The sequence below is a fragment of the Leisingera thetidis genome (assembly GCF_025857195.1).
GTDB lineage: Bacteria > Pseudomonadota > Alphaproteobacteria > Rhodobacterales > Rhodobacteraceae > Leisingera > Leisingera thetidis.
This window is the reverse complement of sequence record NZ_CP109787.1, coordinates 840,701-866,652: the sequence shown is the minus strand read 5'-3', so window position 1 is coordinate 866,652 and position 25,952 is coordinate 840,701. Positions and strand designations below refer to the sequence as shown.

The 25,952-nt window shown below is 67.2% G+C and carries 22 protein-coding genes; 9 read left to right on the top strand and 13 right to left on the bottom strand.

Annotated elements, in window-relative coordinates; all coding sequences use genetic code 11:
• Nucleotides 1–7: 7 nt before the first annotated feature.
• The 4 genes from OKQ63_RS04055 to OKQ63_RS04040 form a co-directional block, all read right to left on the bottom strand.
• Nucleotides 8–751, bottom strand: coding sequence for a hypothetical protein (locus OKQ63_RS04055; protein ID WP_264212690.1), 744 nt, complete (start codon nt 749–751; stop codon nt 8–10).
• 234 nt (nt 752–985) lie between these two features.
• A complete protein-coding gene (gene ileS / locus OKQ63_RS04050) occupies nt 986–3,988 on the bottom strand; it encodes an isoleucine--tRNA ligase (protein ID WP_264212689.1) in 3,003 nt (1,000 codons plus the stop codon).
• A 227-nt stretch (nt 3,989–4,215) separates the two neighbouring features.
• Complete coding sequence (locus OKQ63_RS04045) at nt 4,216–4,704, bottom strand: DUF2269 family protein (RefSeq protein WP_264212688.1); 489 nt, start codon at nt 4,702–4,704, stop codon at nt 4,216–4,218.
• Between the two features lies 1 nt (nt 4,705).
• Entirely contained in the window at nt 4,706–6,013 is a 1,308-nt protein-coding gene (locus OKQ63_RS04040; RefSeq protein WP_264212687.1) for an SDR family oxidoreductase, read from the bottom strand.
• A gap of 156 nt (nt 6,014–6,169) precedes the next feature.
• Between OKQ63_RS04040 and OKQ63_RS04035 the strand changes: the two genes are divergently transcribed.
• Nucleotides 6,170–6,592 (top strand): group III truncated hemoglobin, encoded by a 423-nt coding sequence (locus OKQ63_RS04035; RefSeq protein ID WP_264212686.1) that lies wholly within the window; start codon nt 6,170–6,172, stop codon nt 6,590–6,592.
• A 103-nt stretch (nt 6,593–6,695) separates the two neighbouring features.
• Here the strand turns inward: OKQ63_RS04035 and OKQ63_RS04030 are convergent, their stop codons facing one another.
• The 3 genes from OKQ63_RS04030 to OKQ63_RS04020 are packed head-to-tail and all read right to left on the bottom strand — an operon-like array spanning nt 6,696 to nt 9,549.
• Nucleotides 6,696–7,685 (bottom strand): YcjF family protein, encoded by a 990-nt coding sequence (locus OKQ63_RS04030; protein ID WP_264212685.1) that lies wholly within the window; start codon nt 7,683–7,685, stop codon nt 6,696–6,698.
• A complete protein-coding gene (locus tag OKQ63_RS04025) occupies nt 7,682–8,137 on the bottom strand; it encodes a GNAT family N-acetyltransferase (RefSeq protein ID WP_264212684.1) in 456 nt (151 codons plus the stop codon). Before OKQ63_RS04025 ends, OKQ63_RS04030 begins: the two co-directional genes overlap by 4 nt.
• Nucleotides 8,134–9,549 carry a YcjX family GTP-binding protein gene (locus OKQ63_RS04020; RefSeq protein WP_264212683.1) on the bottom strand — a complete coding sequence of 472 codons (1,416 nt, stop codon included), beginning with the start codon at nt 9,547–9,549 and terminating at the stop codon, nt 8,134–8,136. Before OKQ63_RS04020 ends, OKQ63_RS04025 begins: the two co-directional genes overlap by 4 nt.
• 112 nt (nt 9,550–9,661) lie before the next feature.
• Between OKQ63_RS04020 and truA the strand changes: the two genes are divergently transcribed.
• The 3 genes from truA (at nt 9,662) to OKQ63_RS04005 (ending at nt 12,410) form a co-directional block, all read left to right on the top strand.
• Nucleotides 9,662–10,429: a tRNA pseudouridine(38-40) synthase TruA gene (truA, locus tag OKQ63_RS04015; RefSeq protein ID WP_264212682.1), complete on the top strand. Its 768-nt coding sequence runs from the start codon at nt 9,662–9,664 to the stop codon at nt 10,427–10,429.
• A gap of 206 nt (nt 10,430–10,635) precedes the next feature.
• Nucleotides 10,636–11,370, top strand: a complete 735-nt coding sequence (locus OKQ63_RS04010) for an NYN domain-containing protein (protein ID WP_264212681.1) — start codon at nt 10,636–10,638, stop codon at nt 11,368–11,370.
• A 104-nt stretch (nt 11,371–11,474) separates the two neighbouring features.
• A complete protein-coding gene (locus tag OKQ63_RS04005; RefSeq protein WP_264212680.1) occupies nt 11,475–12,410 on the top strand; it encodes a 2-hydroxyacid dehydrogenase in 936 nt (311 codons plus the stop codon).
• A 188-nt stretch (nt 12,411–12,598) separates the two neighbouring features.
• On the opposite strand, the gene OKQ63_RS04000 is transcribed toward OKQ63_RS04005, so the two are convergent.
• The 3 genes from OKQ63_RS04000 to OKQ63_RS03990 all read right to left on the bottom strand — a co-directional run bounded on the left by OKQ63_RS04000 (nt 12,599) and on the right by OKQ63_RS03990 (nt 15,452).
• A complete protein-coding gene (locus tag OKQ63_RS04000; protein ID WP_264212679.1) occupies nt 12,599–13,315 on the bottom strand; it encodes a flavodoxin family protein in 717 nt (238 codons plus the stop codon).
• 126 nt (nt 13,316–13,441) lie between these two features.
• Complete coding sequence (gene gcvH / locus OKQ63_RS03995) at nt 13,442–13,801, bottom strand: glycine cleavage system protein GcvH (protein WP_264212678.1); 360 nt, start codon at nt 13,799–13,801, stop codon at nt 13,442–13,444.
• Nucleotides 13,802–14,003: 202 nt separating this feature from the next.
• The gene (locus tag OKQ63_RS03990; RefSeq protein WP_264212677.1) at nt 14,004–15,452 is read right to left on the bottom strand and encodes a glutamine synthetase family protein; all 1,449 of its coding nucleotides are present in this window, start codon (nt 15,450–15,452) and stop codon (nt 14,004–14,006) included.
• A gap of 215 nt (nt 15,453–15,667) precedes the next feature.
• Here OKQ63_RS03990 and OKQ63_RS03985 point away from each other — a divergent pair, with 215 nt between their 5' ends.
• The 3 genes from OKQ63_RS03985 to OKQ63_RS03975 all read left to right on the top strand — a co-directional run bounded on the left by OKQ63_RS03985 (nt 15,668) and on the right by OKQ63_RS03975 (nt 17,931).
• On the top strand, nt 15,668–16,444 hold the full coding sequence (locus tag OKQ63_RS03985; protein WP_264212676.1) for an IclR family transcriptional regulator domain-containing protein: 777 nt from the start codon (nt 15,668–15,670) through the stop codon (nt 16,442–16,444).
• Nucleotides 16,445–16,512: 68 nt separating this feature from the next.
• Nucleotides 16,513–16,827, top strand: coding sequence for a hypothetical protein (locus OKQ63_RS03980; protein ID WP_264212675.1), 315 nt, complete (start codon nt 16,513–16,515; stop codon nt 16,825–16,827).
• Between the two features lie 120 nt (nt 16,828–16,947).
• Nucleotides 16,948–17,931: a type I glyceraldehyde-3-phosphate dehydrogenase gene (locus OKQ63_RS03975; protein ID WP_264212674.1), complete on the top strand. Its 984-nt coding sequence runs from the start codon at nt 16,948–16,950 to the stop codon at nt 17,929–17,931.
• 52 nt (nt 17,932–17,983) lie between these two features.
• Here the strand turns inward: OKQ63_RS03975 and OKQ63_RS03970 are convergent, their stop codons facing one another.
• Both OKQ63_RS03970 and OKQ63_RS03965 read right to left on the bottom strand, forming a co-directional pair.
• Entirely contained in the window at nt 17,984–18,592 is a 609-nt protein-coding gene (locus tag OKQ63_RS03970) for a hypothetical protein (RefSeq protein ID WP_264212673.1), read from the bottom strand.
• A 60-nt stretch (nt 18,593–18,652) separates the two neighbouring features.
• Complete coding sequence (locus OKQ63_RS03965; RefSeq protein WP_264212672.1) at nt 18,653–18,919, bottom strand: hypothetical protein; 267 nt, start codon at nt 18,917–18,919, stop codon at nt 18,653–18,655.
• A gap of 545 nt (nt 18,920–19,464) precedes the next feature.
• Between OKQ63_RS03965 and OKQ63_RS03960 the strand changes: the two genes are divergently transcribed.
• Together OKQ63_RS03960 and OKQ63_RS03955 are read left to right on the top strand one after the other, a co-directional pair.
• The gene (locus OKQ63_RS03960; RefSeq protein ID WP_264212671.1) at nt 19,465–21,267 is read left to right on the top strand and encodes an autotransporter assembly complex protein TamA; all 1,803 of its coding nucleotides are present in this window, start codon (nt 19,465–19,467) and stop codon (nt 21,265–21,267) included.
• On the top strand, nt 21,264–24,890 hold the full coding sequence (locus OKQ63_RS03955) for a translocation/assembly module TamB domain-containing protein (protein WP_264212670.1): 3,627 nt from the start codon (nt 21,264–21,266) through the stop codon (nt 24,888–24,890). The genes OKQ63_RS03960 and OKQ63_RS03955 overlap by 4 nt, the downstream gene beginning before the upstream one ends.
• A 30-nt stretch (nt 24,891–24,920) precedes the next feature.
• Here OKQ63_RS03955 and OKQ63_RS03950 read toward each other — a convergent pair whose 3' ends face one another.
• Nucleotides 24,921–25,871 carry a glucokinase gene (locus OKQ63_RS03950; protein ID WP_264212669.1) on the bottom strand — a complete coding sequence of 317 codons (951 nt, stop codon included), beginning with the start codon at nt 25,869–25,871 and terminating at the stop codon, nt 24,921–24,923.
• Nucleotides 25,872–25,952: the final 81 nt, after the last annotated feature.

The following is a 25,952-nucleotide window of genomic DNA, read 5'->3' as shown; positions in this document are numbered from 1 at the left end:
TGGCTGCTCAGTTGCCGACGAACAGCGCCATCAAGGTGGCGGTATCGACCCGCCCGTCAGCACCGATCAGGCTGGCCGGAACAGAAATCTCCTGCCGCTCGTAGGCGCCGTTCACCAGCTGGTCGATATAGGCCTCCGACTGGCCCTGCGCCGCAGCGGTCAGGACCATCTTGTACAGCGCCGGGCCTTCGCCTGGTGCAGCGGGCGCGGCCTGTACGGCTGCTGCGGGCTGCGTCTGCTTGCTGCGCAGTGCCGCCAGCGTGCCTTCGGTGATACGGGCCACCAGGGCGTCTTCGCCGCTGGCTTCGGTTGTTTCCAGCCCTGCTGCGGCGGCTGCACCTGCCGGAACCGCGTCCGCGCCATGGTCCGCCTGCAGCGCCGCAACCGGCGTGTCTTCTGCCGGCGCTGCGCCGCCGAATTGAAAGTAGAGCAGCATCGCCGCGGCCACCGCCAGCCCGGCAGCGGCAAGGCCCAGCTTCGGCAGAGCCGATCCAGCCTCGGCCGGCATCGGCGCAAATCGCTGCGGCTCCGGGGCCGCCTCTGGCGCCACGGCAGCGGGTTTCGCAGCCTGCAGCGGCTTGGCCCCGGGTGCAGGTCCGCCAACCGAGGGCTTTGCCTTCGCTGGCCCGCCGCTGGCCACCAGCCCGATTTTCATGTTCTTCGGCGCCGACACACCTTCAATCCGGACAGACGCACCGCGCGGCTTGCCCGGCTCGTCTGCCGGTTGCGCGCCCGCTTTCAGCTTCAGCATTGGATAATGTCCCCCTGCCCCATGCCATATTTTGAATATCACGGCTAAAATCTACATGGAATTAACGAATTCTTAACCAATTGTGGAAAACCGGTCAACATCTAGAGGAATCCAAATTTCCCATACACAAGGGCGCAGCGCGGAAAACGCCGGAAACACCGTAACAATATCAAAAATAGACAACGCCCGGCAATTAAGCCGGGCGTTGCGTACAATTCTAAGATGCAGTTCAGGCTAAGCCAGAGCGCTGTCGCAGCGGCCGCAAAGACCCTCATGGTTGTGGCTGCCGACATCCGGCAGGATCTTCCAGCAGCGCTGGCACTTGCCGCCGTCGGCCTTCTCGAACACCACCGACACACCCTCCACTTCCGGCATCCGGAAAGCTTCCGACGGGGCGGGATCATTGGTCAGCGCAATGTCAGAGGTGATGCAGATATCGGCGAAGTTCACCGATTTCAGCGCCGCCAGCGCTTCCACGTCGCGCACATGCACCACCGGCGCCGCCTCCAGCGAGGCACCGATCACCTTGTCGGTGCGCTGCACCTCCAATGCGGCGGTCACCACCCGGCGGGCCTGCCGGATCTTGGCCCATTTGGCCGCCAGCGGCTCGTTCAGCCAGTCGGCGGGGGTTTCGGGAATGTCCTGCAGATGCACCGAGCTGCCCGCGCCCGGGTATTTCTCCAGCCAGACCTCCTCCATGGTGAAGACCAGGATCGGCGCCAGCCAGGTGGTCAGGCGGTGGAACAGAATGTCCAGCACCGTGCGCGCGGCGCGGGCGTTCAGGGTGTCGCCATCGCAGTAGAGCGCGTCCTTGCGGATGTCGAAGTAGAAGGCCGACAGGTCCACGGTGGCAAAGTTGAACACCGCCGAGAACACGCCCTGGAAATCAAAGGTCTGATAGCCGCTGCGCACCTTGTGGTCGAGCTCGGCCAGCCGGTGCAGCACCCACTGCTCCAGCTCGGGCATATCCGCCGGCGCGACGCGCTGGTCCTCTTTGAAGTCGCTCAGCGACCCCAGCAGGAAGCGCATGGTGTTGCGCAGGCGGCGGTAGCTGTCGGCGGTGCCTTTCAGGATCTCCGGCCCGATCCGCTGGTCGGCGGTGTAATCGGTCTGCGCCACCCACAGGCGCAGGATATCGGCGCCGTACTGTTTGATGACCTCTTCCGGAACGATGGTGTTGCCCAGCGACTTGGACATCTTCATGCCCTTTTCGTCCAGCGTGAAGCCGTGTGTCACCACGTTGCGGTAGGGCGCGCGGCCCTTGGTGCCGCAGGCCTGCAAGAGCGAGGAGTGGAACCAGCCGCGGTGCTGGTCGGTGCCTTCCATGTAGACGTCGGCGATGCCGTCTGCGGTGCCGTCCTCGCGGTCGCGCAGCACGAAGGCATGGGTCGAACCTGAATCAAACCACACGTCCAGCACGTCGAACACCTGGTCATAGGCGTCTGCATCGGCGATGCCATCCAGCACCTTGGCCTTGAAGCCGTCCTGATACCAGACGTCGGCGCCATGCTGGTCGAATTCCGCGACGATGCGTTTGTTGACCTCTTCGTTGCGCAACAGGAAGTCCGCATCGGTCGGCAGGGCGCCCTTCCTGGTGAAGCAGGTCAGCGGCACACCCCAGGCCCGCTGGCGGCTCAGCACCCAGTCGGGGCGGCTTTCGATCATCGAATGCAGCCGGTTGCGCCCGGTCCGGGGCCACCATTTCACCAGCTCGTCGATCGAGCGCAGCGCGCGGGTGCGGATGGTATCGCCCATTCCGCCCATGCCGTCGTCGATCTTGCGGTCAACGCTCGCAAACCACTGCGGCGTGTTGCGGTAGATGATCGGCGCCTTGGAGCGCCAGGAATGCGGGTAGCTGTGCTTGATCTTGCCGCGCGCCAGCAGTCCGCCCATCTCCACCAGCTTGTCGATCACCGCCTTGTTGGCATCGCCCTCGCCGCCCTTGCGGTTCAGGATGTACTTGCCTCCGAAGAACGGCAGATCGGCGCGGAAGGAGCCGTCGTCCATCACGTTGTAGGTGATGACCTGCTCCAGCATGCCCAGATCACGGTAGAGCTCGAATTCCTCCATCCCGTGGCTGGGCGCGCAGTGGACAAAGCCGGTGCCCTCGGTGTCGGTCACGAAGGGGGCTGCGCGGAAGTCGCGGATTGCGTCCCATTCTCCGTTCGAGCCGTCGGCGCCTGCGAGGGGGTGCTTCAGCGACAGGCTGGACAGCTCGTCAGCCGAAACTCCGCGCAGACGCTTGTACTGATCCCCGCCGAGACGGGCGCGCTTGAACACATCCGCGGCCAGGTTGTCGGCCAGCAGGAAGCGGTCGCCGGTGCTGGCCCAGCATTCCTCGGGCGTGCCGGTCACCTCATAAAGGCCATAGGCAATCTCGGCGCCGTAGACCACCGCCTTGTTCGACGGGATGGTCCAGGGGGTGGTGGTCCAGATCACCACATGGGCGCCTTCCAGATCCTGCGCCACCAGCGCAGAGTCCGCGCCGGCAAAATCGGCATCCTCGCCGTCGGCGGCCACAAAGCCGCCCGCCTCGGCCACCTTGAACTTCACCCAGATGGTGAAGCTTTCCTTGTCGTGGTATTCGACCTCGGCCTCGGCCAGCGCGGTCTTTTCGACCGGCGACCACATCACGGGCTTGGAGCCCTGGTACAGCGTGCCGTTCATCAGGAACTTCATGAACTCATCCGCGATCACCGCTTCGGCGTGGTAGTTCATGGTAAGATACGGATCATCCCAGTTGCCGGTGATGCCGATGCGCTTGAATTCCTCGCGCTGGATGCCCACCCATTCATCCGCAAAGGCGCGGCATTCCTGGCGGAATTCGACCACCGGCACCGCGTCCTTGTTCTTGCCCTTCTTGCGGTACTGCTCCTCGATCTTCCACTCGATCGGCAGGCCGTGGCAGTCCCAGCCCGGCACATAGCGCGCATCAAAACCCATCATCTGGTGCGAGCGCACGATCATGTCCTTGATGGTCTTGTTCAGCGCATGGCCGATGTGCAGGTGGCCGTTGGCGTAGGGCGGGCCGTCATGCAGGGTGAAGGGCTTGCGCTCCGCGCCGGTGCCCTTGGCCGCGGCGGCCTTGTCGCGCAGTTTTCCGTAGACGCCGATCTGCGCCCAGCGCTCCAGCCAGCCGGGCTCGCGCTTGGGCAGGCCTGCGCGCATCGGGAAATCGGTTTTCGGCAGGTTGAGGGTGTCTTTGTAATCAGGCGTCTGGGGCGTGTCGGCGCACATCGGGGGCGTCCTTTGGATGATCAAGGTCGGGAATTGGGATATTCGGTTCGGCGCGATGGCTCAAGCGCCTTTGCCCGGCGGCTCACGTGTTCAGAGCGCCGGGGACATAATTCGAATAATGATGGCCGCGTATAGGGACATGAGAGGCCTTATAGGATGGTCCCGCAAAAGGGTAAAGCGGCAGATGCGCCGCAGCCCGGCGGCGGTGCCGGGCGATGGTGAATTCATTACCGCACCAGCCACACCCCGAGATCCGGCCGCGCCAGCATCAGCCAGACTATCGCCAGCACCGCCGCAAAAGCGGGAATGCCGCAGGCAAACCAGATGGCGAACAGCCGGTGATAGCGTTCAGGCAGCGCCTTGCCGGCCTCCGCTGCCGCCCGGGCCAGATCACGCAGCCGCAGCTGGATCCAGACCACCGGCAGCCAGAAGGCACCGGTCAGCACATATAGCAGCAGCGACAGCGACAGCCAGCCCTCGCTCAGCGGCCAGCCCAGCCGCCAGGCCAGCACACCGCCGGTGACGGGCTGCACGATCACTGCCGCCGTGGTGAACAACAGATCTCCCAGCACCACCACGCCTGCGGTATGGGCGATCAGATTCGGATCGCGGGTGCGATGCGCCATCAGCATGAAGAAGGCAATGCCGGCCCCGGTTCCAAGCAGCACGCAAGCGCCAACCACATGCAGCCAGCGCAGGATCAGGTCCGGATCCATCTCAGCGCTCCTCCAGCAACTGATGGGTCATCAGTGCAAGCAGGATCCCCGGCAGCACCTTCACAAGCGGTCCCAGCGGATCCGCCCACAACTGCGGCGCGGCCACACTGGCCGACATCAGATAGACCAGCGAAACCGCCGCCATCCCCAGGCAGGCCCGCGCCGCCCAGGGCCGCCACAGGACCGCAAGCCCCAGGGCAATGTCGGCAAACGCCCAGAACACCACACTGGTCTTGGCCGGAAAGATGCTCCAGCCTTCGGCCATCAGCACATTGGCGGCGGCCTCCAGCTGCCACAGGCCGATCAGACCGGAGGCAAGCCAGAACAGGCTGAGCACCGCAACGGCAAAGGGCATCACCAGCGCCATCCGCGCATCCAGCCGCTGTTCACGGCCCGCGGGCAGTGATCGGTAAATGGATGGCAAAGTCGCCATCCCCCGCCCCGTAACCGCGCGGCAGGGTTCCGGATCGCCGCGCACGCCGCTCTGGATTTCGGCAATCGCCGTACTGCGCAAAGGCGAACGCCAGCCAAGGCGGCCCAATGCATCCGCACCCGCCGCCACCGGCCACAGCAGCCAGCCCGGCAGCCGCAACACCATCCGGGCAGATGTAAACCCCAGCCAGGACCGGGTCTCTGCCAGCACCTCCTCCAAACTGTGCGGCTGGTCCTCCACAAGATCATAGGTGCCGGGCGGCAGCACCCCATTCAGCGCGGCAGCCACAGCAGCCGCCAGATCCGCCATCCCGATGCACTGCACCGGCGCCTTTGCCAGCGCCACGGGCTGCACCAGCGGCACTGCCGCCAGCATCCGCAGCAACCGAGTGCCGCCAAAGGCCCCCTGCCCGATCACCAGCCCGGGCTTCAGGATCCAAGCCGCGGCACCGGAGGCCCGCAGGGCCGCGTCGCCGCGCGCCTTGCTGCGCATGAACTCTGTCGCGGCGTGCGGCGCCGCGCCGGCAGCCGAAACCTGAACCACCTTGATGCCGCGATCCGCACAGGCAACCGCAAGCGCGGTGACGGCGGTGTGATGCACGGCCTCCAGCTCTCCCGGCGTCATGTCCTGCAGCACGCCGGCGCAGTTCACGACCGCATCCACGCCCTGCAGCAGCGGCATCCAGTCTTCGGGCTGCAGCAGATGACGAAGGTCCCCCCTGGCAAACGGCACGCCCGGAAGAACCCGCGCGGCCTGCTCAGCACAGCGGCCAAGGCCCGCCACGGCAAACCCCGCGGCCTGCAGTGCACGGACAACCTCAGCGCCGATAAAACCATAGGCACCCAGAACCAGAATCCGCTTGGTGTTCACCGCCATAAATCAATACCTTTGGCAAATTCTCCACCCACCATAGCGGCAGGGACGCCGGGCGCCAGCGGTGCCGCACAGCCGCGCTGCGGCAGATGCGCCTGCCCCCTTCCGCTGGCACCGCCTTCGCCCTATCTAGCGGGCGCAGGCAGACCGGAGCAGATGATGACCCAGACCGAAACGCAAAACCCGCTGGCGCGGTTCGAAATCTCCGCAGCGGAGATCGCCCGCGTGGTCAGCGTCTTCTATGCCCGCGTGCGCGCGCATGCGGTGCTGGGGCCGGTGTTTGCCGCCCATGTGGAGGACTGGCCGGAGCATGAGGAGAAAATTGCCGGCTTCTGGCGCAATGCGATTCTGCGGGAGAAAAGCTACAGCGGCAATCCGATGCGGGAGCATGTGTCGCGGCCGGATGTGAAGGCAGAGCATTTCCCGCTGTGGCTGGGCCTGTTCCACGAGGTGCTGCGCGCCGAGCTGCCGGAGCGCACCGCGCTGCAATGGGGGGCGCTGGCCGACCGGATCGGCGAGGGCTTCCGCACCGGCGTCGTGGCGATGCGCCAGCCCAAGGACCAGCCGCCGAAGTTGTTCTGACCCGGCAAGGGCAGCACTCCCGCGCCTGCCGGTGTTCTGGCCCTGCCACAGCACCGGCAGGCTTGGGCATGGCTCATGCTGCGCATGAGCCTGAGCACGCCGCCTACTTCGTCTTGGAGAACAGGCCGGTCAGCGCCCGCTGCACCACTTTGCGGGTGCTGGGCTTGTGCTGCGGGGAGAACGGCATCGGGCGACAGACCTCCATTGCCGCAATCCCGACACGGGCGGACAGCGCGCCGTTGACCAGCCCCTCGCCGAAGCGGCGGGACAGTTTCGACAGCACTGAGCCGCCCAGCACCGGCTCCAGCAGGTCATCGCCGGCCGCCACCGCGCCCGTGGCGGCCAGATGCGCCAGCACCGCGCGGGTCAGCCGCCAGGAACTGAAGAGCCCGGGCCGCCCGCCATAGACCCCCGCCACCCGGCGGATCATCCGCAGCGAGGAGACCAGCGCCGTCAGCACATCCGCCAGCGCCATCGGCACCAGCGCCGTCACAGCAGCGACTTGCCTGGCCGCGGCTTCGACCTCCCGCAGCGCCAGCGCATCCAGCGGCACCAGCAGCTCCGCCTCCGCCAGCAGCAGCAGCGTATCAGCATCCAGGACCTCTGCCCGGCGCTCCGCCAGCCGGGCCTGGTGCCAGGCGAGTTCGTCGCGCCCCTTGTAGAACGCCTCCAGCCGGTCGGTGAAGGCGCGGGCTGCGGCCAGGTCTGCGGCCTCAGCCGCCTGATGGCGCAGGGCATCCACCCGCCGCAGCCGCGACAGCGCCGCCAGTTCCCGCAGCGCCATCGCCAGCGCAAGCAGCAGCAGAAGCGCCAGCCCAACGCTGACCGCCCAGCCCAGCACCGGCACCCGGTCAATCAGCCCGGTGGCAAAGTCCCAGGCCGCCACCGAGGCCATGGCGCCGACCACCGCAACCAGCAGCGCCCAGAACCAGCGGGCCAGCCGCGACGGCCTGCGGGCGGCGATCCGGGCCGCCTGCTCCATCGCCGCGGGCTGCGCCGCCAGCGGTGCCGGATCCGGCACCGGCGGCGCCTCTGCCACTGGCGGAGCCTTTGCTTCATCCTCCAGATCGAACAGCACCGGTTTCTTGCTCATGCCGCCGCCTCCCGGGCCGCGCGCCATTCATAGGCGATGTCGGGCAGCCCCTCCTCGTTGTCCGCGCCATCGCCGCGCCCGGTCTCGGCAAAGCCTTCGCGCCGGTAGAACTTCTGGGCGCGGATGTTGGCGGAAAAGGTGCGCAAGGTCAGCCGCGGCGAGGCCGATTTGGCTGCATCCAGCAGCGCCTTGCCCGCCCCCTGCCCGCAGGCGCCGGGGGCGAGGTAGAGCGAACAGACCTCCGCGCCGTCGCGGGCCAGGAACCCCTGCACACGGCCATCCCGCACCGCCACGGTGACCCAGCCGCGATCGATCATCATGCCGCAGAATGAGATCGCCTCAGCCGAGGTGTAGAGCTTGGGCATCCATTTGGTGTCCTGCTGGAACCGGTAGAGGATGTCCCCCGCGGCACCGGCATCGAGGGGGGCAGCGGGGCGCAGGGAGAGGATCACAAGGCGTCTCCGATCAGGAATTCGGCGGCCCGGTCGAGGCGGATGTGCGGCGGGCCGCTGTCATGTTTCAGAGTGAGCGGCGCCGGGGCAAAAGCCATCGCCTGATAGTCGCCCTCGAGCCAGCGCTCAGCCCCCTGGCGGGCCGGGGCAAGCAGCTGCGCAGGGTCTTCGGGCAGCGCGCCGGGATAGAAAGCCGCCTGCTTGCCGCTCTCCAGCAGGGTGCCGCGCACGCAGGGGAGTTCGCCGCCGTCATGGGCGCGCATTTCCTCGGTGGTGGTGCGCAGGGAGGCCATCGCCAGCGCCGCGGTTTCAGCGCCGGCAAAGCGGGCGCGGTCCTGCGCCTCGCGGGTCAGCGCCTCGATGATGGCGGTCATCCGGCCGTGCTGGGCGTGGTGCAGATGGTCGGCCTTGGTGGCCGCGAACAGGATCTTCTCCACCCGCTTGCCGCCCAAGAGCCGGGTCAGGAAATGGTTGCGGCCCGGCTTGAAGGCACTGAGGATGTCGGCCATCGCATGGCGCAGATCCTCCACCGCCTGCGGGCCGGAGTGGATCGCCGACAGCGCATCCACCAGCACCACCTGGCGGTCGATGCGGGCGAAGTGGTCGCGGAAGAAAGGTTTCACCACCTTGGACTTATAGGCCTCGTAGCGGCGCTCCATCTCGCGCCAGAGGCTGCCGCGCGGCGGGCTGGCCTCAGACGGCAGCGGTGCGAAGGTCAGCACCGGCGAGCCCTCTAGGTCGCCGGGCAGCAGGAAGCGGCCCGGGGTGCAATCGTAAAAGCCGGCGGCGCGGGCGGCGCGCAGGTACTCCGTGAAGGCGGCGGCAAGCCCCTGCGCCTGCGGCTCGTCATGTGCCCCCGCGGGGACAGCCTTGGATTTCTCTGCCAGAAACTGCTGCGCTTGCGGGCGGGATGCAAGACGGGCGAGCACGTCCCCGGACCATTCGGCATAGCTTTTGTCCATGAGCGCCAGGTCCAAGAGCCACTCGCCCGGATAGTCGACGATATCGAGATGCAGCGTGCGCAGGCCCTGCAGCCCGGACAGAAGGCCGGCGGGCCGCACCTTCAGGCTGAGACGCAGCTCGGAGACCGCGCGGGTGCTGTCCGGCCAATGGGGTGACGGCCCGGTCAGGGCCGCGAGGTGGGTTTCATAATCGAACCGCGGCACGGTGTCGTCGGGCTGGGGCTGCAGGAAGGCGGCCTCGATCCGCCCCTCGCGCGCAGCGGTCAGCTGCAGCATCCGGCCCCGGTCCATCAGGTTCGCCACCAGCGCGGTGATGAACACCGTCTTGCCGGAGCGCGCCAGTCCGGTGACGCCCAGCCGCAAGGGCCGGCCGAACAGCGCCGAGGAGAGGCCGCTGGCGGCACTCTCCACTCCGCTCATCACCCCGTCTGCAAGGGAGGTTATCACCAAGGCCCTGATCCTGCTCTGTTCTTGCCCGCACAAAGATAGGCAGCCCGCCTGCGGCTTACCAGAGTGCACAGGGGACTTGCCCCGGCCCTGTTGCATTGCTACTTGCCCGCTCATGCCGCGTTTTGCTTTGAAAGTCGAATACCACGGGAAGCCTTTTGCCGGCTGGCAGAGGCAGAAGGACCTGCCCTCGGTCCAGGGGGCGGTCGAGGCTGCGCTGGCGCGGCTGGAACCCGGGGAGCACACCATCGCCGCCGCCGGGCGGACCGATACCGGGGTGCATGCGCTGGGACAGGTGGCGCATTGCGATCTGGCCAAGGCGTGGGATCCGTTCCGCCTGTCGGAGGCGTTGAATTACCACCTGAAACCCGATCCGGTGGCGATTGTCGGCTGTGCGCGGGTCGAGGATGACTGGCACGCCCGGTTCTCGGCCGTTGAGCGGCAGTATCTGTTCCGCATCCTGATCCGCCGCGCACCGGCCACCCATGACGCGGGCCAGGTCTGGCAGCTGAGCCATGATCTGGACGCCGATGCCATGCAGGACGCCGCCAGCTATTTGATCGGGAACCATGATTTCACCACCTTCCGCTCCTCGATCTGCCAGGCGGCCAGCCCGGTCAAGACGCTGGACGCGCTGACGGTGGAGCGGGTGCAGGGCTTTTCCGGGCCGGAAATCCACTTTCATGTCCGCGCCCGCAGCTTTCTGCACAATCAGGTCAGGAGCTTTGTCGGCACGCTGGAGCGGGTTGGTGCCGGGGCCTGGGAGCCCGCCGATGTGAAGGCCGCGCTGGAGGCCCGCAACCGTGCCGCCTGCGGGCCGGTGTGCCCCGGCCACGGGCTCTATCTGGCGCGGGTTGGATATCCGGAAGACCCTTTCGCCTGAGATGCTGCCGGGACAGGAAACCGGCGCCCTCCCGTACACCCCCCCGAGCACCGGCTGGCAGCCGCTGCCGGGTTCCGGTGCAGCAGGCCGCCCTTGCATCTTGGCGGGCGCTGCACATACTCACCCCAACCACACCCGCAGGGTCCGATGGCAGGCAGCGCGCTGCCGTCCCCTCCGGGCACACTCAAAAGAGGCACGACTCCGCAATGGCAAACACCACAAAACCGCCGCTTCTGGCCGTCCTGATCGACGCCGACAATATTTCGGCCAAATATGCGGAGGCGATGTTCGAGGAGATCGCCTCCTTCGGCGAGGCCAGCATCCGCCGCATCTATGGCGATTTCGCCGGCGGCAGCCCCCAGGGCTGGAACAAGGAAAAACTGGCGGCGCTGGCGATTGTGCCGCACCAGCAGTTTGCCAATACCACCGGCAAGAACGCATCGGACATCGCGCTGGTGATCGATGCGATGGACATCCTGCATTCGGGCCGGTTCGACGGCTTTGTGCTGATCTCCTCGGACAGTGATTTCACCCGTTTGGCCAGCCGCATCCGCGAACAGGGGGTGGATGTGTTCGGCATGGGCATGCGCAAGACGCCGGCGGCTTTCGTGCAGGCCTGCAAGCGGTTCATCTATGTCGAGAACCTGCTGGAGGAGCCGGGCAAACCCAAGCCGAAGCCCAAGAAGGAAGACGGCAACGGCAATGCGCCGGCGGAGCTGGCGGATCCGACCAAGCTGGTGGTGCGCGCGATGGATGCGATCGACCAGGACGACGAGTGGTTCACGCTGGGCCAGATCGGCCAGTACATCACCGCGGCGGCGCCGGATTTCGACACCCGCAGCTATGGCAAGCGCAAGCTGAGCGATCTGATCGCCTCGCTGCGGCTGTTCGAGACCAAGCGCGGCGAGGGCAACCAGATCCTGGTGCGGCGGCTGGACTGACGCGCCAGAGGCCCGCAGCGCCGCATGAAAAACGGCTTTCGCTTTGCGCCGAACCGTGGCTTAGTCCGCCACCAAGGACAGATGCGGCAAGGAGGAGGGCACCCATGGCAGTTCTGATCAGCATCGGCCACGACGGCTGGTACACGGAGGAACAGCTGGCGGAAGAGCTGCGGGCGATTGCGCCCGGCACCGACATCCGCCCGATTTCGGCCCCCGGCAATCTGGCAGAGATCACGGTGCTGGCGGCCTCGGCGCTGACGGGCGACCTGGCGGCACGGCTGCCGAACCTGCAGCTGGTGCAGAAGCTGGGCGCCGGGGTGGATACCATCGTGGCGCATCCCAGCCTGGCGCCGCATGTGCGGGTCGCCCGGCTGAAGCCGCAGGAGCCCGCGCATGAGATTGCCGAATACTGCCTGGCTTATGTGCTGCGCGGCCAGCGCAACATGGCGGCGCATGCGGCCGCGCAGGCCCGCAGCGCCTGGGAGCCGCTGGCGCCGCGGCGTCCGGCGGAAACCACCGTGGGCGTGCTGGGCCTGGGCCATATCGGCGGCATGACGGCGCGGCTGATGCGGGACATGCGGTTCCGGGTGCTGGGCTGGAGCCGTTCGCCCAAGGAGATCGAGGGCGTCGATTGCCGCCACGGCGGGGCGGCGCTGCCGCAGATGCTGGCGGAGTGCGATTATGTCTGTTCGATCCTGCCCTCCACCCCCGCCACCCACGGGCTGATGGATGCGGAGATGCTGGCGGCGATGAAGCCCGGTGCTGTGCTGATCAATGCGGGCCGCGGCGATCTGGTGGACGAAACTGCGCTGCTGGAAGCGCTGGACACGGGCACGCCCGGCCACGCGGTTCTGGATGTGGTCAATCAGGAGCCGCTGCCCGCGGACAGCCCCTTGTGGGCGCACCCGCAAGTCACCATCACCCCGCATGTGTCGGGCTGGCACCTGGGCGATGCGTTACGGGACGTGGCGGAGAATTACCGCCGGCTGGAGGCTGGGGAAAACCTGTTGCACGAAGTGGACCGTGAACGCGGGTACTGAGCAGACGTCCGTAAAACACCCGGCTTGCTTCATCCGGCCTGATCTGGCCCGGGGCGTCGCCCGGTCTGCGCTGAAACCGTCCCCCGGGCGGTTTCCTGGACGCGCATCACGCCCCGCCGGAGGCACCGTCTTGTTTCCGGCAGGAAACAGGACGGATATCTGCGCCAGCCTCGGACGCCCCCTTGCGGCTATGAGCGGTAATCGGGATTTTCGTAGTCGAACCGGCAGCCCGCGGACCAGGCGTTGCGGTCGTTGCCCTCGTTCGGGTAGCCGCCCGCATCGCGCAGAATGGCGGCCAGGTGCATCAGGTTCCAGGTCATGATGGTGGTGTTGCGCTGGGTGAATTCGTTCTCAAAACCGGCCGGCTTGCCGTCCACCTCGTCGCCGTAGGACGGCCCCGGTCCGGCCTCGCCGATCCAGCCGCAATCGGCCTGCGGCGGGATGGTGAAGCCCAGATGGCTGAGCGCGTAGCAGATCGTCATCGCAGTGTGCTTGATGCCGTCCTCGTTGCCGGTGATGACCGTGCCGCCTGCCTTGCCATAAAAAATCGACTGCCCCTTGTCGTTCAGCCCGCCGCTCATGCCATATAGCCGCTCGATGAGGATGCGGCAGACCGAGCTTTCCTCGCCCAGCCAGATCGGGGTGCCGATCACCAGGATCTGTGCCGCCTTCACCTTCTCCCAGATCCTGGGCCAGTCGTCGCGGTCCCAGCCCTGTTCGGTCATGTCCGGGTAGACGCCGGGCGGCACCTGGTGGTCGAGCATGTGCAGATGCTCCACCGAAACGCCGTTCTTTGACATGATGGCGGAGGACGCCTCCATCAGCAGGCGGGTGTGGCTTTTGCTGCCGTCCTTTTTCAGCGATGTATTGATGAACAAGGCCTTGAGGCCGGAAAATCCGGTCATGGCGCACCTCCCGGGTATTGCGGCGATGACCGGATGGTAGCCCGCAACCGGCGGGTGCATAGGGCGCTGGCGGGATCGTGATCGCCAGGGCGCAAGGCCCGCCGCCGCCGCGGCGGACCGGAAAACTCAGCTGATGAAGTCCTTGTAGCCCGCTTCATCCATGTAATCGTCCATCGGCGACAGGTCGGAGGGCTTGATCTTGAAGAACCAGGCGCCGCCTTCGGGGTCGTCGTTCACCTTGCCAGGGTCATCGGCCAGCGCCTCGTTCACCTCGACGATCTCGCCGTCGAGCGGGGCCAGGATGTCGGAGGCCGCCTTGACCGATTCAATCACCACGATCTCGTCGTCCTTGGAGACTTCGGTGCCCGGCTCCGGCAGCTCGACATAGACCACCTCGCCCAGCTGCTCGGCGGCGTGGGCGGTGATGCCGACGGTGATCAGGTCGTCCTCGGGCAGCAGCCACTCGTGTTCCTCGGTATATTTCATGGGTTTGGTTTTCCTTAGAAGAGGCTTGGAATTTGCATGTGGGTTTGGCCGCCGCAATTGGTGCCGGTAGCGGGCGGGAACCGGCGGTGCCGGCCCCTGCATGCGCGGGTATACGCTATCAATGGGCGGGGCCGGCGATCAAGACGGCAAATCCCCCGGAGGATGAGTTTTTCACCCGGTCCGGACCTGCCCCGCCGGGGGCTCAGAACAGGTTGAAATACTCCGCCTGCTCCCATTCGCTGACGGTGTCGAGGTAGCGCTCCCATTCGAATTGCTTGAGTTGCAGGAGGTAATCCACGGTGTCCTCCCCCAGCGCAGCGCGGCACAGGGCCGAGCCTGCGAACCCCTCCAGCGCCTGGCCCAGCGAGCGCGGCAGGCGCTCAGCCTCTTCGCTGTAGGGCGACAGGGTGGGTTTCGGGGCCTCCAGCCCTTCCCTGATCCCGGCGGCGCCTGCGATGATCTGGGCGGCCAGCGCGTAATAGGGGTTGGCGGAACTGTCGGGGGCGCGGTTCTCGATCCGGCTGGCAGGGTCTTGGGGATGCATCAGCGCGCGCAGCATGGCGCCGCGGTTGTCCTCGCCCCAGCCGATCCGGCTGGGGGCCAGCTGGTAGGGCAGATAGCGCTTGTAGCTGTTCACCGTGGGGGCGATCAGCAGCGAGGTCTCGGACGCGTATTTCAGCAGCCCCGCCATCCAGGCGCTGGCGGGCGGGGACAGCATCCCGGCGGTTTCCGGCACGAACAGGTTGCGTCCCGTGGCCAGATCCAGCAGCGACTGATGCACATGCCAGCCGTTGGCCATCACGTGGTCCAGCCGCGGCTTGGCCATGAAGCTGGCATGCAGGCCGCTTCTGGTGCAGACTTCCTTGACCATGGTGCGGAACATCACCATCGCGTCGGCCTGGGCCATGGCGCCGTCGGGGGCAAAGGTGAATTCTACCTGGCTGGGGCCCATTTCAATTTCCACGGAGCGCACCGGCAGGCCAAGCTTCTGGGCGTTGCGGCGCAGCAGGTCCAGCACCCCCTCCGCCTCGCCATAGCGGGTTTCGGTCAGATACTGGTACCCTTGTGTCAGGTTGCGGGTCTGCACCGGCGCACCGGGGCGGCCGGCCTGATCGTGGGCGGCGGATTTGTCCGCCAGCTCGAAGATGTGGAATTCCACCTCCAGCCCGAAGGTTGCGGCCATGCCCTGCGCTTCCAGCTGGTCCACCTGGCGCTGCAGCACATTGCAGGAGGCAAAGGGGATGGCGCGGCCGTCCGGGCAGACAGGCGTGCAGAAGATCCAGGCGGAATGGCCCGACCAGGGCAGCGCCCGGAAGGTCTCGGGGCGCGGCACCAGCAGCACGTCGCCCGCGCCCTGCATCGGCCCCGCCAGGCCGGTGCCACCCTCCCAGACCGGAAAGGCGTTGCGGTGCGATGTGTCCTTGAGCAGCAAAGTCGCGGGCACGTTGAGGCCGCGGTCAAAGACGCTGGCAAAAGCATCGGCCATCACCGTCTTGCCGCGCAAGAGCCCGTGCTGGTCGGGGAACAGCACCCGCACCGTCTCGATCCCGTCGAACTGCGCGCGGGAGGTGATCTCTGCCGCCTTGCGGCAGTCCTCGGGCGTCAGCAGCCCCAGGCGGGCCAGTTTGCCGGATGTGAAATCTTGTGCCATGGGCGGCCTCCTGGCTAGCGAGCTGATTGAAATTGCACCGGAAATGGCCCTTGCGTCCAGCCTGAGGCAAAGAATTCCCGCAAACGCCTGCGCAATGCGGATATTGCGGAGGTTTTGCGGCTTGACAGCGTGCGCAAAGCGAACATGGTGTGCAGCATTCGCACAAACCCGCCGCGACCGGCGGCAGTTTTTCTGGATCAGCACAGGCGGCGCAAATGACATCGGTGGAACAGGACAGGAATATTTCGTCGAGCTTTGCCAAGGGGCTGGCGGTTCTGGCGGTGTTTGATGCGGCCACTCCCAGCCTGACCCTGGCAGAGATTGCGCGGCGCACCGGCCAGGACCGTGCCACCGCCCGCAGGGGCGCGCTGACGCTGGTGCAGGCGGGGTATCTGCGACAGGACGGGCGGATGCTGTCGCTGACCCCGCGGGTGCTGGCGCTGGCGGGCGGTTTTTTGCAGGCCAATCAGTTCGGCCGCCGGGTGCAGCCGGTGCTGAACCGCCACGCCCGGCAGATGGAGATCGAGGTGACGCTGGCGATGCTGGACCAGGGCCGGGTGCTGCTGCTGGCGCAGTCCACCGTCGATCATGGCCATATCACCTATGGCTTCACGGCCGGCTCGCATATTCCGCTGGCCCATACCAGCCTGGGGCGGATGCTGCTGGCCGGGCTGCCGCCAGAAGACGCCGCGGCGGTGCTGGCAAAAACCAGTATCCCGCGCCACACCGGCCAGTCGCTGACCGACCCCGGCGCCATTCTGGAGCGCGTCACGCAGGCGCGTGACCAGGGCTATTGCCTGACCGACAGCGAGTTCGAGGCCGGGATCACCGGCTATGCGGTGCCAGTGTCGCGCCCCGGACAGACGCCGATTGTCGCAGGCTGCTCGGCCCCGCGCGGGTTGAATCCGGACGCCGATGGAGAACGGCTGCTGCGCGGCCTGCAGCTGTGCGCCGCCGAGCTGCGCCAGGCGGAGGCGGTGGATCATCTCTGAAGGCGCATCTTGCTTTGTGCCGGTGCTGCGTTAGGCTGAACGCAGGTATTTCCCGCAGGAGCATTTCGATGATGAGACAGACTGCACTGGCGGCGGCCCTGTGCGCCGCGCTTGCCCCGCCCGTAACGGCCAAGGACGTGGAAGGCACCAGGGTCACCGTGCTGGGCCGCGACTGGCTGGTGGCGCCTGTCGAGGGCACGCCGCAGCGCTACAGCGCCACGCGGATGAACCTGGAGCATCTGGCCTTCCGCCCGCCCGCGGTCCTGACCGCCCGTCAGGCGGTGCGGGCAATGCGGGCGGCCACCGGCTGCAGCGTCAATCTGGACACGATGGTGCGCAATATCACCGGCACTTATTATGCCCAGGTGATCTGCCGCAAATAGCGGCGCCTCTGGCGGTTGCGCGGTTTTACGGTTTTTTCTGAAACATCCTCCCGGTGAAATGTGATCATTTTCCGGGGTGCATGGATTGAGCCGTCCCGGCCCGCCTGCCATAGATTGCGCATGAAACTTGCTATCAACGGATTCGGCCGTATCGGCCGCGCCATCCTGCGCCAGATTCTGACCACATCGCGCGGAGACGGCATCGAAGTGGTGCGGATCAACGATATCGCGCCTTTGGACATGTGCGCCTATCTGTTCCAGTACGACAGCACATTCGGCCCCTTTGCCCATCCAGTAGAGCATGGCGGCGACGCGCTGCAGGTGCTGGGCCGGTCCATTCCGGTGAGCCATGAGCCCGACCTGACACGGGTGGATCTGTCCGGCGTCGATCTGGTGCTGGAATGCACCGGCATCGCCCGCACCTCGGATGTGGCGGAGCGCGGCATCAAGGCGGGTGCGGCCAAGGTGCTGATTTCCGGCCCCTCCCCCGCCGCCGAGCTGACCATGGTGCTGGGCGCCAACGAGGACGCTTTGGGGGAGACAAGGATCGTCTCCAACGCCTCCTGCACCACCAATGCGCTGACGCCGCTGGTCAAGCTGCTGGACGGCATCGCCGGCATTGACACCGCGCATATGACGACGATCCACTGCTATACCAACTCGCAGCCGATGGTGGATGCGCCGCGCGGCGATTTCGCGCGCTCCCGCGGCGGCGCCCAATCGATGGTGCCGACCACCACCTCGGCGACGCATCTGATCGACGAGGTGCTGCCGCACCTGAAAGGCCGGATCAGCGGTGCTGCAGTGCGGGTGCCGACCGCCAGCGTCTCGGCGGTGGATCTGGTGGCGCAGCTGAAGACGCCGATGAGCGAGGCAGAGTTCCTTGCTGCGCTGCGCGAAGGCGTGGCGGCCTCAAAGGTGCTGGGCTGGACCGATATGCCGCTGGTGTCCTCCGACCTCAGGGCGCGGCCCGAGTCGCTGGTGATTGCCGGGCCGGAGACCCGCATGGCCGGAGACAGGCAGGTGCGGGTGTTCGGCTGGTACGACAATGAATGGGGCTTTTCCGCCCGGATGCTGGATGTGGCGCGGCTGATGGCGGGCTGAGTCCCGCCTCAGCCGGTTGCGTTTGCCGCGGGCCAGCCGTTGGCGGGCTTGGCTATTCCTGCGGCTTGCGGGACTTTCCCGCCAGCCGGAGCGCGCGGAAGATCAGCATCAGCGCAACCATGCAGACCGCAAGGCCGATCAGATCCCCCGCCGCGTAAACCGCCATCACCGGCAGCTGGTCGCCGGGGAAGATCAGGCCGGAAAACACCACCGACTGCCCCATGGAATTGATGACCGACGCCAGCGCACCGATGGCCAGCAGCCCGGTCCAGGCAATCCGGCGCGACTGGCCGGAATAGAGGTTCCAGCCGAAAAGCCAGGCGATCTCGAAAGCCGCAAAGGCGGAGACGGCGCCCACCGCGACCGACTCCAGCAGCACCGGCTCCATCAGCTGCCGCACATTGGCCGCAGTGAACAGCGCCTCCGACAGAAGCGCGCCCGCAGCGAGGGGCAGGATGGCTTTCCAGCCGAACAGCCAGACGCTCAGCACCCGCACCCCATGCGGCAGGTAGGCCAGGCTGGCAAAGACGGTGATGTCCGGCAGGAACAGGTTCTGCACCGGGGTGACCGCCCAGGCGGTCAGACCGTGGCAGATGACATAGACGGCGATGATCACCGCGAAACCCTGAAATCGGGAAATGAACTTGGCTGCTACTGACATGCCGCCCCTTTAGACAGCGGCGGCGGCAGCTGCAATCCGATGATGCCCTTGCCCGGTGTGCTACTTTGCCGCCGCTTCAAAGCGGACCACGTAGTGCTTGGCCTTGCTGCCGCCCGCCCGTTCGAGCAGCCCCAGATCCAGCAGCGATTTCAGCGTGCGGTGAAAGGTGGCCTGGGCAATGCCCTGAACCAGGCGGTGGCTGCGGATCTGCTCGGACTGCACCGGCGCCCCCGGGGCGGCGGTCACCGCGTGGGCGGCGAGAAGAACATCCCGCTCAACCCGGCTGAGACGGTCAAGGCCGATATCGCGCTCCATCTGGTGGAGCATATCCCTAAGTTCGAAAATTGACCTTAACCGATCCACAACCAAATCCCTGGTTACCTAATACCTATGCCCTGGCACCATTTCTTACCCTGCAGACATTTAATGTCACCACGGGGAAATTATCAATCCGACAATTATCTGGACAGTAACCTTCCGAGTGGTATCATTCTTGCCAGGTTTGGCTGCTTTGTGAGTGGTGGCTGCGCCTGACGTTGACTCTATGTAGCTTTGTTAATCAGTGCCAGCTCCGGCAGGTTTGCCTGCCGGAGCTGATGCGGACACTACAGCCTCCCTGCCACTTTCCAATCATCTTTGCCGCCATTTTCCGGCGCCCCCCGCCAAACCGGCGGAAAAATGCCGGCAGCCCCCGCCGGCCCGCCCGGGCGGGCCCTCTGCCCCATGCGCAGCAATCCGCCGCTGCCGCAAGCGGGCGGAATCCTGCTGCTTTGCCGGTTCCATCCCGCAATTTCCCCGTGCTAGGCTGGCCGCAAGCGTTTGGAGCCCTGCGGAGTTCCAGATGGAATTTTACGCCCGCTGCCGGAGCAGACATGAATTTTCCCTTCCGCCCGCGCCCTTTGGCGTGCGTCATTGCCTTCAGTCTCCTGGCCTTGCTGCCGCCTGCCGCCTTTGGCGCCGAGACCACGCTTGAGGCCCCCGGCGCGGACGCAGCATTGGCAGAGCGGCTGCGAGGCGCCTCGGCGTCAGTTGCCGCCAGCGGCGAGACCAATGTGCAGGAACTGCTGGCCGCGGCCCTGTCGGATTATCGGACACTGGTGCAGGTGCTCTATGATGGCGGGCATTTTTCGCCGGTGGTGAACATCCGTCTGGACGGGCGCGAGGCGGCCGGGATCCAGCCGCTGAACCCGCCGCGGACCGTCAGCAAGGTGGAAATCACCGTCCAGCCCGGCCCGCGGTTTGCCTTTGGCAAGGCGGAGATGGCACCGCTGCCCCGGCAGAGCGACGTGAAGTTTCCCGAAGAATACGCTTCCGGACAGCCTGCCAGCACCGGTGCGATCCGGGATGCGGCGGCTGCCGGCGTCCGGGCCTGGCGGCGCAGCGGCCATGCCAAGGCCACGGTGTCAGACCAGACCATCACCGCCAATCACCTGCAAGCCCGCCTGGATGCCCAGCTGCGGCTGGCCCCGGGGCCGCGCCTGCGCTTTGGCCGGATGCGCGTGACCGGCGACACAAACGTGCGCGAGGAGGCCATCCGCCGGATCGCGGGTTTCCCGGCGGGGGATCGGTTCCACCCCGATCTGCTTGCCAAATCCGCCACCCGGCTGCGCCGCACCGGCTCGTTTTCCAGCGTGGTGCTGCGCGAGGCCGAGCAGCCGAACCCGGACGGCACCCTGGACTATACCGCAGTGGTCGAGGACCTGCCGCCGCGCCGCCTGACCTTCGGGGCCGAGATCAGCTCCACCGACGGGCTGGAGCTGTCGGGCAGCTGGATGCACCGCAACCTGTTCGGCGCCGCGGAGAAGCTGCGCATCGAGGCACGGCTCAGCGGCATCGGCAGCAGCAATGACATTGACGGCCGCATCGCAGTACGGCTGGACCGGCCCGCGGCGCTGGGGCCGGATGACCTGATCTTCTACCTGGCCGAGGCCGAACAGCTGGACGAGGAGCACTACAAGGCCACCCGCGTCTTTGGCGCCGCAGGTGTGCGGCGGACGTTTTCCGACGATTTCTTTGCCGAGGCGGCGCTGGGGGTGTCCTCGATCCTGGCCGAGGACGTGTTCGGCAAGCGCCGGTTCAAGTATGTTGCGGGCCGCCTCCGGGCCGAATACGACAAGCGCGACAGCCGGGTGAACCCGGCCAGCGGCTACTACCTGCAGGGCGGGGCCACGCCCTTTATCGGTATCGGCGGCAGCAAATCCGGGCTGCAGATGAAGGCAGACGGGCGCGCCTATTACGGGCTGGGCGCAGACGACCGGATCGTGCTGGCCGGGCGGCTGCAGATGGGCTCGGTGATCGGGCCGTCGCTCAGCGGCATCTCCCCCACCCTGCTGTTCTTCTCCGGCGGTGCGGGAACGGTGCGCGGGCATGAGTTCCAGTCGCTGGGTGTGCCCGCAAACGGCGGCACTGCCGGCGGCCGCGGGTTTCTGGCGCTGTCCGGCGAAGTGCGGGGCAAGATCACCGGCAAGATCTCCTTGGTCGGGTTCTATGACATCGGCTTTGTCGATGCGGACAGTTTCGTCTCCGGCTCCTCGGCGCGCCATGCCGGCGCCGGCTTCGGCCTGCGCTATGACGTGGCGGGGATCGGCCCGATCCGGCTCGACCTCGCCTATCCGGTGGACGGCGGGTCCGAGGACGGGCTGCAATTCTATATCGGGATAGGACAGGCGTTTTGAGACAGCTACTTGCCTATAGCCTGGCCCTGGGCCTCAGCGTGGCGCCGGTTGCCGCGCAGGACACCGCCAAAGAGGATGCCGGCGGGCTGCTGGTCGATTTCCTGGAGGACACGCTGTCGGGCGACAGCCGCTATATCAGCGTCAGCGGGCTGGAGGGGGCGTTTTCCTCGGTAGCCAGGATCAGCAAGATCACAGTGGCCGACGAAGACGGCATCTGGCTGACCATCGAGGACGCGGAGCTGGACTGGAACCGGCTGGAGCTGCTGCGCGGCCGGTTCTCGGTCAATGAGCTGTCGGCCAAGCGTATCGCGGTGGAGCGCGCGCCCAAGCCGCTGCCGCCGGACCCGGAGCTGCCGGAGGCGGAGGCCACGCCCTTTACCCTGCCGGAACTGCCGGTGGCGATAGAGCTGGGCGTGGTCAAGGCGGAACGGATCGAGCTGGGCGAGGCGCTGGCCGGAACCGCTGCCAGCCTGTCGGTAGAGGGCTCGCTGCAGCTGGCGGACGGCGCTTTGGACACCAAGCTGGAGGCGGTGCGGCTGGACAGGCCCGGCGACCATTTGCGGCTGGAGGCGGCTTATGCGAACGAGACCCAGCAGATCACCCTGGACCTGGCGCTGGAGGAAGCCCCCGGCGGGCTGATCTCGCGCAGCCTGGACTTGCCTGGCAATCCCGATCTGCAGCTCACCGCCAAGGGCAGCGGGCCGGTGACGGATTTCACCGCCGATATCGGCTTCAGCTCCAACGGGACCGAACGGCTGGCGGGCAAGGTGGTGCTGGCGGCGCAGCCCCTGCCGGCGGAGGCGGCGCCGGAAACGCCGCGCGACATCCGCTTCTCCGCCGACCTGGGCGGCAATATCGACGTGCTGCTGCCGCTGGTGCACCGGCCCTTCTTTGGCCCCGGGCTGCGGCTCAGCGTCAAAGGCACACGCGCGGGCAGCGGCGCAATGACGCTGGACATGCTGGCTTTGCGCACGCGGGCGCTGCAGGTAAGCGGCGCTGCGGCGCTGGCGGCGGGCGGCAGGCTGGACACTGCCAATCTGAAGGCCGCGATCACCCCGCCCCCGGGCCAGGCCGCGGTGACCCTGCCGGTGGGCGGCGGCCAGACCACGCTGGCGGCGGCGGATCTGCAGCTTAGAAAAACGTCGGACGGCAATTGGACCCTGGACGGGGTCCTGAACCAGCTGAGCCACCCGGGTGCGCTGGTGGATCAGGCGGAGGTCACCGGCCGCGGCACCCTGGACCAAGGCAGCGGCTTTGCGCTGGAGGGCCGGCTGTCGGCCGCGCTCAGCGGGTTTCAGCCGCGCGACCCGGCGCTGGCCAAGGCCACCGGCAGCGACATCCGCTTTGACGGCACCCTCAGCACCGAAGGCCCCGGCGCGCTGCGGATCACCGGCATGGAATTGCGCGGCAGTGATTACCAGGCCGCGGGCGATGCCGCCTTTGACGGGCTGGAAGAGGGGCTGAAGATCACCGCGGACCTGACCGCAGAGGCGTCGGAACTGGCGCGGTTCTCGGAGCTGGCCGGACGTCCCCTGGGCGGCGCGGTGCGGGCGGACATCCAAGGGTCGTTCACCCCGCTGTCCGGCGCCTTCGACACCGAGCTGGAGCTGATCGCCGAGGACCTTTCAGCCGGGATCGCCAAGGCGGATGAGCTGCTGGCAGGCACCACCACGCTGGCGCTCAAGGCGTCGCGGGACGAGGCCGGCATCGCCATTGACCGGTTCGCGCTGGCCGGCAGCGCGCTGGAGGCTTCTGCCGCAGGCACGCTCAACAATGATGCCGGGCAGATGGAGATCTCGGCCCGGCTGACCCGGCTGGAGGTGCTGCTGCCGCAGGCCCCCGGCACGCTGGAGCTGACCACCAGTCTCACCCGGACCGGACAGCGGCTGGACGGGGTGGCCGAACTGACCGGCCCGCATTCCTCCAGCGCCAGGCTGGACGGGTCGGTCACGCTGGAGGGCGATGCCGATTTCACCTTTGCCGCCGCCTTCAACGAGCTGGAGCGGTTCGTACCGCAGCTGGCGGGCCGGCTGACGGCCGAAGGCACGGCGGAGCGCCGCAACGGCGAATGGCAGGTGGCCGCCCAGGCCGGCGGTCCGGCGGACCTTGCCCTGGAGGCCGAGGGCCGCTTTGCCGAAACCAATGGCGACACCGACCTGCGGTTTGATGCCGTCATCGGCCGGCTGCAGCAGCTGGTGCCCGACCTGCCCGGGCGTCTGGCCGCCAAGGGCACCGCCGCCCGCCGCGATGGCACCTGGACAGTGGACAGCACCGCCAGCGGCCCCGCGGGCATTGACAGCCGGATCGCGGGCAGCTGGAACGAGGCCGAGGGCACCGCTGATGTGACCGCCAAAGGGACTTTGCGGCTGGAAGGGTTGAACCCGTTCATCTCGCCCAACCTGTTGCAGGGTCCTGCAAACTTCAACCTGGCTTTGCGGGGCGCGCCGGCTCTCGAGGCCCTGAGCGGCACCGTCACGGCCCCCGGCGCCTCGCTTGCCATCCCTGCCGCGGCGCAGCGGGTCGACGATATCAATGCCACGGTCTCTTTTGCCCGCTCCAGCGCGCAGGTGCAGGTCTCGGCCCGCCCGCGCGACGGCGGCACGGTGCGGATCAGCGGCCCGGTCGGGCTGCTGCCGCCCTTCAACGGCAACCTGCAGATCGCCATCGGCGATGTCGTGGTCACCGATCACCTGTCGTATGAAACCCTTCTGAACGGCAGCCTGGCGATGTCCGGGGCGATGGCGGGCAACAACCGGATCGAGGGGCGGATTGATGTGGGCGAGACCAATATCAACCTCAACACTGCCGGCGGTTCGGTCTCGGCGGCGCCGATCCCGCCGGTCCGGCATGTCGGCGCGCCGCGCGACGTGCGGCAGACCCTGGCCCGCGCCGGGCTGACCGGCAGCGGCGGCGGCGGCGGCGGCTCGGCCCGGACCGAACTGGATATCCTGATCAGCGCGCCCTCGCGGATCTTTGCCCGCGGCCGCGGCCTGCGCGCGGAGCTGGGCGGCGGGATCCGCCTGCGCGGCACCACCGCGCGGCTGTCGCCATCGGGCCAGATCAGCCTGATCCGCGGCACCTTTGACATCCTCGGCCGCCGGCTGGAGCTGGATGAGGGCCGCATTACCCTGCTGGGCGACCTGAAACCCTATCTGGAGTTCAAATCCACCGCCGCCACCGGCGAGGGCACGGCAACGCTGGAAATCTCGGGCCGTGTCGATGCACCGGAAATCAAGGTGACGTCGGACCCGCCGCGGCCCTCTGAAGAGGCGCTGGCGCTGCTGCTGTTCGGTGACAATATCCAGGATATCTCGCCGCTGGCGCTGGCGCGGCTGGCGGGATCGGCGCTGACGCTCAGCGGGCGCGGCGGCCTGGCGCAGAGCAAGCTGCGCCAGGCCACCGGTGCCGATGATGCCGATATCGGGGCCGACAACCTGGGCGCCGGGCAGCTGGGACTGGGCGGCTATGTGGCCGAGAACGTCTATACCGACTTCAACGTCAACACCCGCGGCGACAGCGAGCTGAGCATCAATCTGGATGTGACCGGCAGCCTGACAGTGCAGGGCACCGTCGACAGCGAGGGCGAAACCGGCTTTGGCCTGTTCTTCAAACGGGACTACTGACAGCGGCAGCCAGCAGGCAGACGGGGAAATTCACCCCTGCTCCTCGGCTGCTGCCAGCGCCACCCGGGCAGCGCCGCTGACCCCGGCGGCGTCATCTGTGATCAGCCACAGCGGCACCTCGGCACAGGTTTCTCCCAGCCGTCCGCCGGGGGCCGTGTAACTGGCCAGAAAGTTCTCCCGCGCCGGCGTGCTGAGAATGCCGCGTGCCACGCTGCCGGCAAAGAAGAGCCCCTGCCCTGGCAGGTAAGCCGCCGTCAGCTCCCGTGCCAGCAGCCCCAGGAGATGCGCCCACTCACAGACTGTCCGCGCCTCGGGCGCGGCGGGATCCGCCAGATAGGCCGCCTCGATCCCTTCGGCACTGCCGGCCGCGGTCCCGGTCAGCAGCTGGTGAAAGCGTACCAGCCCGGGGCCGGAGAACAGCGCTTCGATGCAGGCGAACTCATCCGGCGCGCCGTCCAGAACCACTTGCAGGCGGCGGCACAGAAGCTGCGGCAGCCCGGCATGGCCCATCTCGGCCTCCAGTGCCGCGCCATTCAGCGAAGCCGAGACGTTGAACCCCGTTCCAATGCCCGCCACCAGCGCCTGGGTGCCGTTCTGGCGGCCGGGCCGCAGGCTGGAGAGCTGTCCGGGGATCAGCACCGGCAGCGCATGGCCCAGTGCAGCCAGGTCATTGACAATTTCCACCCTGCCACCGCCAGAGAGGCCCAATGCCGCAGCAACAGCGCCGGCATCGCCGTGCCAATTGCGGTTGCTGAGCTGGAAGGCACCGCCCCGGACCGGACCTGCCACCGCCAGGCAGGCGCCCTGCAGCGGCGGCAGGCCCGGCTGCGCGCAATAGGCGTGCAGCACATCCTGCAGGCTGGCGAAGCTGTCATTGGAGAAACTCTGCAGCGCGGTGACCCCAATGCCGGGCGCGGCGAGCGCCAGGCGGGTCCGGCTGGCGCCAACATCTCCAGCCAGAACAGTCAGTTCAGCCGCCATGTGCCGCGGTTCCTTCTGATCATTTCCCCAGCCTCGAGACTGCAGCATTCCCGCCGCATTTGCAATTGAGCACACCTGCAG